The following is a 13,235-nucleotide window of genomic DNA, read 5'->3' on the forward strand; positions in this document are numbered from 1 at the left end:
GCTCGGTGTCGTGACGTCGTGGTGTCAGGCGTCGTCTTGGTCGCGTTAGTTGCGCGGCGGCTTGGCCGCCACGATGTCGTCGGCCTTGACCCATCCGGGCGTGCCGACGGCGAAACGGGTTTTCGCGCGCGTGGCGAGCTCGCGGGCGGTCTTGTTGTCGCCGCGCAGATAGGCGGCCTGCGCCGACGCCAGATCGGCCTCGGCATAGTCGCCCTTCCGGCCATAGGCCATCGCCAGCTGCATATAGCCGAGCGCAGCCTCCGGTTCCCGTGCCACCGCGGCCCGGAGAATCCGAACGGCATCATCGGTGTAGGCCTTATTATCCGATCCAACCAGAGCCTGCCCAAGTAACATCTCGATGAGGGGCGCGCTGTTGGACAGCTGCACCGCCTTGCGCAGGGCAGGGATCGCCTCGGCCGGCTTGCCGCCCTCCAGCAGGGCCTGGCCGCGCACCTCGTAGAAATACGGGTTGTTTGGCTGGACCTGGATCAGCGCGTCGATCTGGGCCAGGGCACTGCGCAAATCGCCGTGCAGATAGGTGCTGATGGCGCGGGCATAGCGCGCCGGCATGCTGTCGTTCGTCTGGGGGTAGCGGCGGTAGACCGTCTCCGGCCGCTCCATGAACGCGGAAATCTTGGCGCGCACCATGTCGTGGCGGAGCTGGAGCGCGGGATCGTCCTTCTTGTCCCAATAGGGGCTGGAACTGGCGAATTCCTGAAGCGATGCGACGCGCTCGGCGGGCATCGGATGCGACTGGAGATAGGGATCGGCCCCGCGGGCAGCGAACAGGCTCTCGCTGGTGAAGCGCTTGAAGGTCTCGTACATGCCCTTCGGCGACTGCTGGGTCGCGGTCAGAAATTTCACGCCGGCACGGTCGGCGTTCTCCTCCTGCTGGCGCTGATAGGACAGCAGCGTGCGGCGGATCATCTCCTGCGGTCCGGCGATGGCGGCAACGCCGGCATTGGCGAGCCCGTTGTTGCCGGTGCTGTTGCTGCCGCGGGTGCTGCCCACGGCAATCGCGCCGGCCCCGAGCAGCATGGCGATGATCATCTGGGTCTGGGCGTTGGCGAGCTGTTCGCGCAGCTTGGACAGATGGCCGCCGGCCAGATGTCCGGTCTCGTGCGCCAGCACGCCGATGATCTGGTTCGGCGTCTCCGACTGGAGGATCGCGCCGTAATTGACGAAGATGCGGCGGCCGTCCGCGACGAACGCGTTGAACGAGCCTTCGTTGATGATCACCATCTGGATGTTCTGCTTTTCCAGACCGGCAACGCGCAGGATCGGCCGCGTGTATTCGCGCAGCAGCTGCTCGGTTTCGGTGTCGCGCAGGATCGGCGGCCCCTTGGCCTGCGCATGCGCGGCCGGCATCGGCAACAGCGCGATCGCCGCGGCAGTGACGACGGCGGTGAGGGAGGAGGCCTTCTTGCGCAATGCGATCTGGAGCAACATCAGGCGGTCTGGGTCAAACGGTCTTGATCAAGCAGTTTCGTGATTGGTTTTTGGCGATTGGCGGCGGACCGGATACGAGATATGCCCTTATGAGCCGTACAATGCGGCCAGTCTGGGGCGCAAGCGCCCCGTTTACCGGACCGAACCGACCGGTTCGCCAGCGAAATAGCAGAATTCGATGCACGATGCGACATTGAGGAACCGGGTGGGGCAGTGGCTCGAGCCCTCCCGCCGCAGCGATGTTCCCCCGTTCATGGTGATGGACGTGATGGCCGCCGCGGCCCGAATCGAGGCGGCAGGCGGCCATGTCATCCACATGGAGGTCGGCCAGCCCGCAACTGGCGCCCCAAAGACCGCGATCGCGGCAGCCCATGCGGCGCTCGAGGCCGGGCGGATCGATTACACCTCCGCACTCGGCATCCCCTCGTTGCGCGAACGCATCGCGCGCCACTATCGGGATGCCTATGGCTGTGATGTTAGCCCCGAGCGGATCGTGGTGACGACAGGCTCCTCCGGCGGTTTCATCCTGGCTTTCCTGTCGATGTTCGCGCCCGGCGACCGCGTCGCCGTGACGGTGCCGGGTTATCCGCCCTACCGTCACATCCTCACCGCGCTCGGTTGCGAGCCGGTGCTGATCGAGACCACCAATGACACGCGCCATGCGCTGACCGGCGAGGCGCTGCTGGCGGAGCATCGCAAGGCGCCGCTGAAGGGCGTGCTGGTCGGCAGCCCGGCCAATCCGACCGGGACGATGATGTCCCGCGAGGCGCTCGCCGGCCTGATCGCCGCGGCGGAAGACGCCGGCATCCGCTTCATCTCCGACGAGATCTATCACGGGCTCGACTACGCGTTTCCGGCGGCGACGGCGGCGGCGCTGTCGGAGCACGCACTCGTGATCAACTCGTTCTCGAAATATTTTTGCATGACGGGCTGGCGCGTCGGCTGGATGGTCGTGCCCGAGATCCTGGTGCGGCCGATCGAGCGGCTGCAGCAGAACCTCTCGATCTCGGTGCCGTCATTGTCACAAATCGCGGCCGAGGCGGCCTTCGATGGTGCGGCCGAGATGGAGGAGATCAAGCACGGCTATCAGGAAAACCGGCGCATCCTGATCGAGGGATTGCCCAAGGCGGGCCTCAGCAAGTTCCTGCCTGCCGATGGCGCCTTCTATCTCTATGCCGACGTCTCGGACTTCACCTCGGACAGTTTCGAATTCGCCAAGCAGATGCTGGAGCAGGCGCACGTTGCGGCCACGCCGGGTCTCGATTTCGATCCCATCCATGGTCGTTCGTTCATACGGCTCTCCTATGCGCGTTCCGCAGCGGAGATGCGGGAGGCAGTTGACCGGATCGCTCACTGGCTTAAATAGCCGCGAGTTTTCGACAGCCGTTTCGACACCAACCCGCGGAGTTCAACTTGTCTGACCGTTCCCTCCCGTCCGTCGCCACGCCGCATTCTCTTCTCGCCGCATTGATGTGGCCGACCCGTCCGGGTGAAACCGTCGGCGCACTTCGCGCCGTCGTGCTGATTGCGCTCGGCACCGCCATGATGGCGCTATCAGCCAAGGTGAATCTGCCGCTGCCTTACGTGCCCATGACCCTGCAGACTCTGGTCGTGCTGATGATCGGCGCCGCCTATGGCTGGCGCCTTGGCAGCGCAACCATGATCGCCTACCTCGCCGAAGGCGCGATGGGGCTGCCGGTGTTCGCCGGTCCGGTCGGTGGAATTGCACCGCTGGTCGGCCCGACTGCCGGCTATCTGTATGGCTTCGTGCTGGCTGCCTTCATCACCGGCTGGCTGGCCGAGCGCGGCTGGGATCGCAACGTCGTGCTGCTGTTTGGAGCAATGGCGCTCGCCCACGTCGTGATTTTCATCGCCGGCTTCGGCTGGCTGGCCTACGGCATCGGCCTTGGCGCAACCAAGGCCTGGGCGGTCGGCGTCGCGCCGTTCATTGCGGCATCGGTGGTCAAGAACGCGCTGGGCGCCGCGCTGATGCCGGCGGCCCGCCGGATCGTCGATCGACGCGGGTAAAGCGCGCAATAACGAGCAGTTCCGATTGACAGAGCCGGCCAAGTTGATCTTGGCTGGCTCTGAGTTTGAGGGGGAGTGAAACAATGACGACGACAACGATGGCGGGGGCGCCGGTCGCGCCGGCCGCCGCCAAGCCGTGGTACAAGGTTCTCTACGTCCAGGTGTTGATCGCCATCGTGCTCGGCGCCATCGTCGGCTGGCTGTGGCCGACGCTCGCCACCAACGAATGGATCAAGGCGCTCGGTGACGGCTTCATCAAGCTGATCAAGATGGTGATCGCCCCGATCATCTTCTGCACCGTGGTCTCCGGCATCGCGCATATCCAGGACGCCAAGAAGGTCGGCCGCATCGGCGTCAAGGCGCTGGTCTATTTCGAGGTCGTCTCGACCTTCGCGCTGGTGATCGGACTCATCATCGGCAACCTGGTGAAGCCGGGTGCGGGCTTCGGCAGCGCCGCCGCCAACGCGCAGGCCGTTGCCAACTACGCCAAGCAGGCCGAGGGCCAGAGGTCGGTCGACTTCATCCTGCACATCATCCCCGACACCGTGGTCGGCGCCTTCGCGCAAGGCGAGATCCTGCAGGTGCTGCTGTTCTCGGTGCTGTTCGGTTTCGCCCTCATGGGGCTCGGCGAGCGCGGCCACACCATCCGGAGCTTCATCGACGACGCCGCGCATGCGGTGTTCGGCGTCATCTCCATCGTGATGCGCGCGGCGCCGGTCGGCGCCTTCGGTGCGATGGCCTACACCATCGGCAAGTTCGGCACCGGGGCCATCCTCAACCTGGTCGGCCTGATCGCGACGTTCTACGTCACCGCGGCGCTGTTCGTGTTCGTCGTGCTCGGAACCATCGCGCGCTTCGCCGGCTTCTCCATCTTCAAGTTCCTCGCCTACATCAAGGACGAGCTGCTGATCGTGCTCGGCACCTCGTCCTCGGAAAGCGCGCTGCCTTCCTTGATGGAGAAACTCGAGCGCCTCGGCTGCTCGAAGTCGGTGGTCGGCCTCGTGGTGCCCACGGGCTATTCGTTCAATCTCGACGGCACCAACATCTACATGACCCTGGCGACGCTGTTCATCGCACAGGCGCTTGGCTTCGATCTCTCCTTCGGCCAGCAGCTCACCATCCTGGTGGTGGCGATGCTGACCTCGAAGGGGGCCTCCGGCATCACCGGCGCGGGCTTCATCACGCTGGCCGCGACGCTCGCCGTGGTCGATCCGCGCCTCGTGCCGGGCATGGCGATCGTGCTCGGCATCGACAAGTTCATGAGCGAGTGCCGCGCGCTGACCAACCTCTGTGGCAACGGCGTGGCCTGCGTGATCGTCGCCTGGTGGGAAGGTGAGCTCGACCGCGACAAGCTCAACGCCAACCTCGCCAGGCAGATCGATCCGACCGACATGGAAACGGCCCTCACGACGGACTGATCTGCTTGTGGCGGCGCCACGCGCCGTCAGACCTTGAAATAGTAGGGCTGGTCGAGATCCTCGATCAGCCCTTTTTCTTTGGGCGACCAGCCGAGCAGGGCACGCGTTTTCGCACTCGAGGTCGGAACGTCGACGGCCGCAAATCGCGCGAACCAGCCGAAATGCGCCTCGGCGTCGTCGGCGGATTTCGAGACCACGGGTACGCCGAGCCTCTTGCCGATCACTTCCGCAATCGTTTTGAACGGCACGCCTTCTTCGGCGATCGCGTGATAGCGGCGAGCGGTTGCGCCTTGCTCCAGCGCAAGCCGGTAGACGCGCGCGGCATCGAGGCGGTGCGCGGCTGGCCAGCGGTTGCTCCCGTCGCCGATATAAGCCGCGGCGCCTTTCTCGCGCGCGATAGCGATCAGGCGCGGCACGAAACCGTGGTCGCCCTCGCCGTGGGTCGTGGGCGGCAGCCGTACGATGCCGGCGTGGACGCCACGTTCCATGAGATCTTCGGCGGTGGCTTCCGACACGCGCGGGAAGTGGCGGGCGGCGGCATCATCCTCGGTTGCGAGGCGTCCGGGCGCCAGCAGCGCCACGCCTGATGTGACGATGAGCGGACGCTCCGAGCCTTTCAGCTCCTCACCGATTGCCAGGATCGCGCGGCGGTCGAGCTCGCAATTGTCGGCGAATTTCGAGAAGTCGTGGTTGAAGCCGAGGTGCAGGACACCGTCTGAATCGGCAGCGCCGCCGCGTAAGGACGCATGATCCTCCAGCGACCCACGATGGACTTCCGCGCCTATCGCGGTGAGCGCTGCGGCGCCGGCATCGGAGCGGGCGAGGCCGAGCACGCTGTGGCCGGCGGCCATCAGGTCTCGAACGACGGCGGAGCCGACGAAGCCGGTGGCACCGGTAACGAAAACACGCATGCGAAATCTCCTGGGGTTGGTGGAGAGAACCATCTGCGCTAGCGTTATCCGGGTAAAGTAGTGACATTATCAGGGTATAATCGCTAACAGGATGAACGAGAGCACTGCCGCCGAGAACTTGCTTGGGGCCTATCTGAAGGACCGTCGCACCCGGCTCGATGCAGCCGCGTTCGGCTTCTCCGGCAGCCGGAGGCGCACGCCGGGTCTGCGCCGGGAGGAAGTGGCCCAGCGCGCCAATATCAGCGCGACCTGGTACACCTGGCTGGAGCAGGCTGGAGCAGGGCCGCGGCGGGGCGCCGTCGGCCGACGTTCTGGACCGCATCGCGCGCGCGTTGATGCTGACCGATGTCGAGCGCGAGCACCTGTTCCTGATCGGCCTCGGCCGCCCGCCCGAGGTGCGCTACCAGGCGAGCGAAGGAGTCTCGCCGCGGCTGCAACGCGTGCTCGATGCACTCTCATTCAGCCCGGCGCTGGTACGCACCGCGACCTGGGACGTCGTCGCCTGGAATCGCGCCGCAAGCGTCGTGCTGACCGACTACGGCGCGATCCCGCCGGGACAGCGCAACATCCTGCGCTTCATCTTCTGCGATCCGCGCGTGCGCGCCGCGCAATATGACTGGGACAGTGTAGCGCGCTTCGTGGTGGCCGCATTCAGGGCAGACGCAGCGCGGGCAGGCGCCGTCTCGCATGTCGCCGATTTCGTCGACGAGCTCTGCCGGACCAGTCCGGAATTCGCGGCGCTCTGGCGCGACAATGACGTGCGCCATCATGGCGACGGCACCAAGCGGCTGCGGCATCCCGTTCACGGCACGATGTCGTTCGAATATTCGAGCTTCAATGTCGAGGGCCGCTCCGATCTCAGCATGATCGTCTACAATCCGGCGACGCGTGAAGATGCCGACCGCATCAGGAAGCTGCTGGCCGAGCGCGCCGACAGCTAAAAGCGCTCCGGCCGGTACGGTGCGGGATCGATGGCGGGCGTCTCGCCGCTCATCATCTCGGCGAGCAGGCGTCCCGTTGCGGGCCCCAGCGTAAAGCCCTGGTGGCCGTGGCCGAAATTCATCCAGAGGCCGGGGTGACGCGGAGCTTGCCCGAGCACCGGCAGCATGTCGGGCGTGCAAGGGCGGGTGCCGAACCACGGGTCGGGCTCGACCCGCCTGCCGAGGTCGATCAGCTCTCGCGCCGAAGCTTCGGCGCTGGCGAGCTGCACGGGCGTGGCGAGCGCGTCCATGCCGGTCAATTCCGCGCCCGTGGTGATGCGGATGCCCTTCGCCATCGGACCCATGGCGTAGCCGCCGGCCTTGTCGACCAGCGGCAGATCGAGTGATGCGCCGCCGCTGTAATGCATGTGGTAGCCGCGCTTGCGCACCAGCGGAATGCGGTATCCGAATTTGTGCAGCAGGTTGGGCGACCAGGGCCCGAGCGTCACGACGGCGGCCGCAGCGTCGATGGCTCCCTGGTCCGTGTCGACCGACCAGCCGGTCGCGGTCTGCCGCAGGGTCTGGGCATCGCCGAGCACGATGGTGCCGCCGAGGCGCTCGAACAGCTCGGCATAGGCCGTGACCAGTGCGCCGGGATCGGACACGGTCCAGGTGTCGAGCCAATGGATCGCACCGGGCAGGTCGTCGCGCAGGATCGGTTCGGCCTTGGCGAGCTCGGCTCCCGAGAGCGCGCGAAATCTCACGCCGAATTCGCGCTGGTCTTCTTCCGCCGCCTTGACGGCGAGATCGAAGGAAGCTGCGTCGCGATGCAGGTGCCGGTAGCCCGCGCGGCGGATCAGATTGTCGGCATGGGCTTCGCGAATGAGGATGTCGTGCTCCGCCGTCGCGTAGGCGATCAGCCGCGCCCAGGCGTCGATCGCCTCGCGATGCCGCTTCGGCGCCGAATGCCACCAGTAGCGCAGCAGGGGCTCGATATGGAGATGAAGCGACGACAGGCTGTAGCGCACGTCGTTGGTGCGGCCGGTCGCGATCTTCAGGAGCGAAGCGAGGTCGCGCGGCATCGGATAGGGACGCACGGCTTCGGCCTGGATCATCCCGGCATTGCCGTAGCTGGTCTCGCGGCCAGGCTCCCTGCGGTCGACGAGCGTGACCGCCCAGCCGCGCTGCCGGAGGTGCAGCGCCGCGCTCACGCCGATCATGCCGCCGCCGAGAACAATTGCGCTTTGCATCGTACTGACCTTGCCAAATCAAAACCGCCCGGTTTGGCCCGGGCGGTCTCAACTGATTTGTTCGCCTACTCGCCGCCGCCGAACCGGCGAGACCACCAGCCGGCGCGACGCGGAGCGGCCGGAGTTTCGGTTGCCGCTTCCGGTGCGGGTTCAGCGGCTGGTGCGGGCGGAGCAACCGGCTCTGGCGCTGCCGCAACCGGCGTTGCCGGCTCGCTCGCGCTGCTTGACAGGAAGCTCACCTTTTCCCGGACCGTGGAGCGGCGACGCGCAGCCTTGTCGTCGGCGGGCTCTTCGTCCGCGGCGGCAGGAGCGGGCTCAGGCTGGGCCGGCGCCTCAATCTGCACCTCGGCGTGCGGCTCGGGCTGGCTGACCTCAGGCTCGGCGGTGGTGTGTTCCGCCTGCGCGATCGAGGGCGCAGCCTCGCCGCCAAAGCTGTCGAAATCGGCGACGGCGTCGGTCGCTTCCGACGGCGCATTGGCTGCGAGCTCGTCGCCGATGGAGCCGGCGAGACCTTCCTCGTTGCCACCGCGACGGCGGCGTCCACCGCGACGACCACGCCGGCGGCGGCGATCGCCGTTGCCCTGCTGCTCGCTGCGGGCTGCCTGGTCCTCGCCTTCCTCGCCGTCCTGCTCGGACTCGGAATCCTCTTCACCTTCGCTGGCCGCCACGGCCGCTTCGGAAGACGTCGGAGCGCCATCCTCGCGCAACTCGCCGTCGCGCGGGCCACCGCGGCCGCGCCGACGCCGGCGGCGCTTGCGGCGCTGGCCGTCCTGGTCGGAAGCCGCTTCGCCGCCGGCCTGCTCCTCGGCGAGGCCTTCGGTTTCTTCGGTCTCGACCTCGGATTCCAGCTCCGGATCGAATTCCTCGTCGTCATAGACTTCTTCGGCTACGGGCGGCGGGCTTGCGGCGGCCTGTGCCGCCAGCAGCGCCTTGGCGGCTTCCAGCGTATGCACCTGCTCGCCGCGGTCGATGAGATAGGCCTGCGGTCCGCTGACGCTGGGGTCGGCGATGACGGCCAGCGTGACCTTGAAGCCGTTCTCGAGGTCGCGCAGATGGCCGCGCTTGTGGTTCAGCACATAGAGCGCGACGTCGGTGCGGGTGCGGACCACGAGATTGTGGGTCGCGCCCTTCATCAGGATCTCTTCGAGGCCGCGCAGCAGCTGGAGCGCAACCGAGGAGACCGAGCGGACATGGCCGGTGCCGCCGCAATGCGGGCAGGGATCGGTCGAGGATTCCAGCACGCTGGCGCGGATGCGCTGGCGCGACATTTCGAGCAGGCCGAAATGCGAGATGCGGCCGACCTGGATGCGCGCGCGATCCTGCCGCAGGCAATCGGACAGCTTGCGCTCGACCGCACGGTTGTTGCGCTTCTCGTCCATGTCGATGAAGTCGATGACGATCAGGCCGGCGAGATCGCGCAGACGGAGCTGGCGGGCGACCTCTTCGGCCGCTTCCAGATTGGTCTTGAGCGCGGTGTCCTCGATATGGTGTTCGCGGGTCGAGCGGCCGGAGTTGACGTCGATCGAGACCAGCGCCTCGGTCTGGTTGATCACGATGTAGCCGCCGGAGCGCAACTGCACGGTCGGAGAGAACATCGCGTCCAGCTGGCTCTCGACGCCCATGCGTGAGAACAGCGGCTGGCCGTCCCGATACTGCCTCACCGCGCTGACATTGGCGGGCATCAGCATCTTCATGAAATCGCGCGCCTCGCGGTAGCCGGATTCACCGGCGACCGAAATCTCGTCGATCTCCTTGTTGTAGAGGTCGCGCAGCGAGCGCTTGATCAGCGAGCCTTCCTCGTAGACCAGGGTCGGGGCCTGCGACTTCAGCGTCAGGTCGCGCACCGTCTCCCACATCCGGATCAGGTATTCGAAGTCGCGCTTGATCTCGGGCTTGGTGCGGGCCGCGCCGGCGGTGCGCAGGATGATGCCCATGCCCTCGGGCACGTCGAGATCCTGCACGACTTCCTTCAGGCGGGAACGATCCTGGGCGCTGGTGATCTTGCGGCTGATGCCGCCGCCGCGCGCGGTGTTCGGCATCAACACGGCATAGCGGCCGGCGAGCGAGAGGTAGGTCGTCAGCGCCGCGCCCTTGTTGCCGCGCTCTTCCTTGACGACCTGCACCAGCATCACCTGGCGGCGCTTGATGACTTCCTGGATCTTGTACTGGCGGCGCGGGCGGAAGGTGCGTTCCGGCACTTCCTCCATCACGTCGTCGCCACCGACGGATTCGACGTGTTCCTCTTCGGCTTCCTCGCCGTCCTCGTCCTCGTCGTCTTCCTCATCGGACTCCTGATGACGAGCATCAGTGCTTTCGCCGGCAGCGTAGACGGCGTCGGCCGGTTCGGTGGAAGCGGTCACGGCTTCGGCGAGAGCCTCGGCATGGGCTTCGGAGGCGATAGCCTCCTGCGGTTCGGCAGCGGTCTCGCTTGCGACCACGGGCCCGGCGCCGAAGGCTGCGACAGGCGCGGGCGTCTCGTCGGCATGATCATGGTCGTGATGATCATGGTCGTGATGATCGTGCTGGCCGTCATGACCATGGTCATGATGATGGTCGTCGTGCGCATGATCGTGATGATCATGGCCTTCGTGGTCATGATCGTGGTGATCATGCTCGCCATGTTCGTGGTCTTGATGCTCGTGGTCTTGATGCTCGTGGCCGTCGTGCTCGCCGCGATGTTCCGCATCGGCGTGCAGATGCTCGCCCTCGTGCGGCGCGCCCTCGGTGTGCAGGACCTCGCCCTCGACCGGCTGGGCTGCGGGATCGGCGCCCGCCTCGAGGCCCTCGACGATGTCGCTGCGGACGCGCTCGCCATGACCGCGGCGGCGGGCGTTGCGGTGGCGCGAGCGCCGGCGGCCGTGGGAGCGGTTCTCGCTCTCTTCCTCGGCCTCGCGATGGGCCTGTTCCTCGGCCTCGATCAGTGCCTGCCGGTCGGCGACCGGGATCTGATAGTAGTCGGGATGGATTTCGCTGAAGGCGAGGAAGCCGTGGCGGTTGCCGCCATATTCGACAAAGGCGGCCTGGAGCGAAGGCTCCACCCGGGTGACCTTGGCGAGGTAGATATTCCCGCGCAGTTGCTTGCGTTGCGCGGTCTCGAAATCAAACTCTTCGACGCGATTGCCGCGGACCACGACGACCCGGGTCTCCTCCGGGTGGGTGGCATCGATCAACATCTTGTTGGGCATGTCTTAACTCTTGGCGGCGGCGGGCGCGATTCACCGTGGGCGCGATCTGCGCTGCCGGGTGACGCGACGGTCCACCTGATTCGGGGGTGAGGGGAAGGCCGAAACGCCGTCTCTCGCGCCTTGCCGAAACGGAAGCTGGAGGGCCGAAGCGGCGCGCGGGATTGTCACTCCGCAGCGTCGCGAACGGTCCTTCAGAATTCGTCGGCACACTCTGGCGCATCAAGCGTCGGCCCGTATGAAACATTGGGCGGCGGGGCCGCCCCTCAATCAGTTGCTGCTGGCCAGGCATGGCGCGAGCGCGCTCGCCTTGGGGATTACGAACCGCTCCCTTGGGATTAAGGGACCGGGTAACGAGTCACGTCGCTGTCAAAACCGTCCCGGAAACGCGGTGGTAACCAGGGACCGTCCGCCACCGGGGCTTGACCCGCTCCACCTCGCTGCCGCGCACCGCGCTGGTCTTTGAGGGGAACGGAAAAACGCTGGAATTCCCAAACCTTGAGAGTTCCGGCGCTGCACCGGGAGGCTGAACGCGACACAACCGGAAATATCGGCCGTCAGCATTCCGTACATACGTGGAATGGGCTTACCGTGCAAGGGAGCGTCGCACGGCGGTCACAGTCGGCGAGTTTCGTATATCCGTCATTAAGGATCGATTAACCCTGTGGTTCTATTGCGTTAAAAGAGCTGCTCGGAGGCACGAAATCGGTGGCGAGCCGCACAAATCAAAGGGTTTTGCTGGGATGCGCGGTTCTGTGCGCCGCAGCATTGGCATGTGCTGATTCCTGGCGCCTTAGCGCGGCGGAAAGCCAGCCGCAACCCACTGTTGCGGTAGCGAATTTTCCGACAGCCTCAGCCGCCCGGCTGGCCGGCGATGGTAAGCAGACCCGTTTCATTCTCGATATCGATCAGGCCGTGACCTTCCGCGCCGTCACGCTCGCCGACCCGTACCGGGTGGTGGTCGATGTGCCCCAAGTCAATTTTCAACTGCCTGCGGGCACCGGGGTCGGGGGACGGGGGCTGGTCAAGGCCTTCCGCTACGGGCTGGTCATGCCCGGCGGCTCGCGAATCGTGTTCGACCTGACAGGCCCGGCCAAGATCGCCAATTCCTACGTGCTGGAGGCCGCCAATGGGCAGCCCGCCCGGCTCGTGCTCGAGCTGGAGGAGGTCGACCGTACCGCCTTCGTGCAGTCGCTTGCTCCTGAAAAACGCCCCGAACTGCGGCCCGCAATCGCCGACGCGCCGCCGGCAACGGTTCCGGCCGCTGGCGTTCCGGAAGCCGGGCAGCAAAAGGTCGACGGGCGCCCGATCGTCGTGATCGATCCCGGCCATGGCGGCATCGACAACGGCACGCAGTCGAGTGGCGAGAGCGAGAAGACCCTGGTGCTGGCCTTTGGCCTGGCGCTGCGCGACCGGCTGGACAAGACCGGCAAATTCCGCGTGGTAATGACACGGGACGACGACACCTTCATTCCGCTCAACGACCGGGTCAAAGTCGCCCGCGGGCTCAAGGCGGCCTTGTTCGTCTCGATCCACGCCGACGCGCTGCCGAAGGCCGAGGGCGATGCGCAGGGCGCGACCATCTACACGCTGTCCGACAAGGCCTCCGACGCCGAGGCGCAGCGACTGGCGGATGCGGAAAACCGGGCGGACGCGATCGCCGGTTTCAACCTCGCGGAGGAGCCGACCGACGTCGCGGACATCCTGATCGACCTCACCCAGCGGGAAACTCGTACCTTTTCAAGCCGTTTTGCCCGCCTGTTGATGGGTGAAATGAAGTCGACCGTGCGGATGCATAAACATCCCCTGAAGTCGGCCGGCTTCCGGGTTCTGAAGGCACCTGACGTGCCGTCGGTGCTGGTCGAGATCGGCTATGTCTCCAACAAGGGCGACCTCGAGCATCTGGTCTCCGAGGGCTGGCGGTCCAAGGCCGTGGGCTCGATGGCGCAGGCGATCGACGGGTTCCTGACCAAGCGGATGGCCACGGCCGGATCGTCAAACTGACGACCGGGGGATCGTCGAATTGACGACCGGGGGTTCGTCGAATTGAGAGGGATTTTCCGTCCCGTTGCAAAAG

At 66.1% G+C, this 13,235-nt stretch carries 9 protein-coding genes and 1 pseudogene; 6 read left to right on the top strand and 4 right to left on the bottom strand.

The window, feature by feature from the left end:
* Positions 1 to 45: 45 nt before the first annotated feature.
* Positions 46 to 1,449: a M48 family metalloprotease gene (locus ACKWRH_RS20210; RefSeq protein WP_445222024.1), complete on the bottom strand. Its 1,404-nt coding sequence runs from the start codon at positions 1,447 to 1,449 to the stop codon at positions 46 to 48.
* A gap of 178 nt (positions 1,450 to 1,627) precedes the next feature.
* Here ACKWRH_RS20210 and ACKWRH_RS20215 point away from each other — a divergent pair, with 178 nt between their 5' ends.
* From ACKWRH_RS20215 to ACKWRH_RS20225, 3 genes are all read left to right on the top strand, one after another.
* Entirely contained in the window at positions 1,628 to 2,815 is a 1,188-nt protein-coding gene (locus tag ACKWRH_RS20215) for a pyridoxal phosphate-dependent aminotransferase (RefSeq protein ID WP_445222025.1), read from the top strand.
* 104 nt (positions 2,816 to 2,919) lie between these two features.
* Complete coding sequence (locus ACKWRH_RS20220) at positions 2,920 to 3,477, top strand: biotin transporter BioY (protein ID WP_445222446.1); 558 nt, start codon at positions 2,920 to 2,922, stop codon at positions 3,475 to 3,477.
* Positions 3,478 to 3,560: 83 nt separating this feature from the next.
* The gene (locus ACKWRH_RS20225; RefSeq protein ID WP_445222026.1) at positions 3,561 to 4,895 is read left to right on the top strand and encodes a dicarboxylate/amino acid:cation symporter; all 1,335 of its coding nucleotides are present in this window, start codon (positions 3,561 to 3,563) and stop codon (positions 4,893 to 4,895) included.
* Between the two features lie 26 nt (positions 4,896 to 4,921).
* Here ACKWRH_RS20225 and ACKWRH_RS20230 read toward each other — a convergent pair whose 3' ends face one another.
* Complete coding sequence (locus tag ACKWRH_RS20230; RefSeq protein ID WP_445222027.1) at positions 4,922 to 5,806, bottom strand: SDR family oxidoreductase; 885 nt, start codon at positions 5,804 to 5,806, stop codon at positions 4,922 to 4,924.
* A gap of 91 nt (positions 5,807 to 5,897) precedes the next feature.
* Here ACKWRH_RS20230 and ACKWRH_RS20235 point away from each other — a divergent pair.
* Positions 5,898 to 6,747 (top strand): annotated as a pseudogene (locus ACKWRH_RS20235) (helix-turn-helix transcriptional regulator).
* Here ACKWRH_RS20235 and ACKWRH_RS20240 read toward each other — a convergent pair.
* Both ACKWRH_RS20240 and ACKWRH_RS20245 read right to left on the bottom strand, forming a co-directional pair.
* Positions 6,744 to 7,976: an NAD(P)/FAD-dependent oxidoreductase gene (locus tag ACKWRH_RS20240; RefSeq protein WP_445222028.1), complete on the bottom strand. Its 1,233-nt coding sequence runs from the start codon at positions 7,974 to 7,976 to the stop codon at positions 6,744 to 6,746. The pseudogene ACKWRH_RS20235 and the gene ACKWRH_RS20240 sit on opposite strands and share 4 nt — an antisense overlap.
* Positions 7,977 to 8,041: 65 nt before the next feature.
* Positions 8,042 to 10,414 carry an Rne/Rng family ribonuclease gene (locus tag ACKWRH_RS20245; protein WP_445222029.1) on the bottom strand — a complete coding sequence of 791 codons (2,373 nt, stop codon included), beginning with the start codon at positions 10,412 to 10,414 and terminating at the stop codon, positions 8,042 to 8,044.
* A gap of 45 nt (positions 10,415 to 10,459) precedes the next feature.
* Here ACKWRH_RS20245 and ACKWRH_RS20250 point away from each other — a divergent pair, with 45 nt between their 5' ends.
* The gene (locus ACKWRH_RS20250; protein WP_445222030.1) at positions 10,460 to 11,251 is read left to right on the top strand and encodes a hypothetical protein; all 792 of its coding nucleotides are present in this window, start codon (positions 10,460 to 10,462) and stop codon (positions 11,249 to 11,251) included.
* A gap of 615 nt (positions 11,252 to 11,866) precedes the next feature.
* Complete coding sequence (locus ACKWRH_RS20255) at positions 11,867 to 13,162, top strand: N-acetylmuramoyl-L-alanine amidase (protein ID WP_445222031.1); 1,296 nt, start codon at positions 11,867 to 11,869, stop codon at positions 13,160 to 13,162.
* The last annotated feature ends 73 nt before the right edge of the window (positions 13,163 to 13,235 follow it).

This window comes from Bradyrhizobium sp. Pa8 (assembly GCF_052588265.1).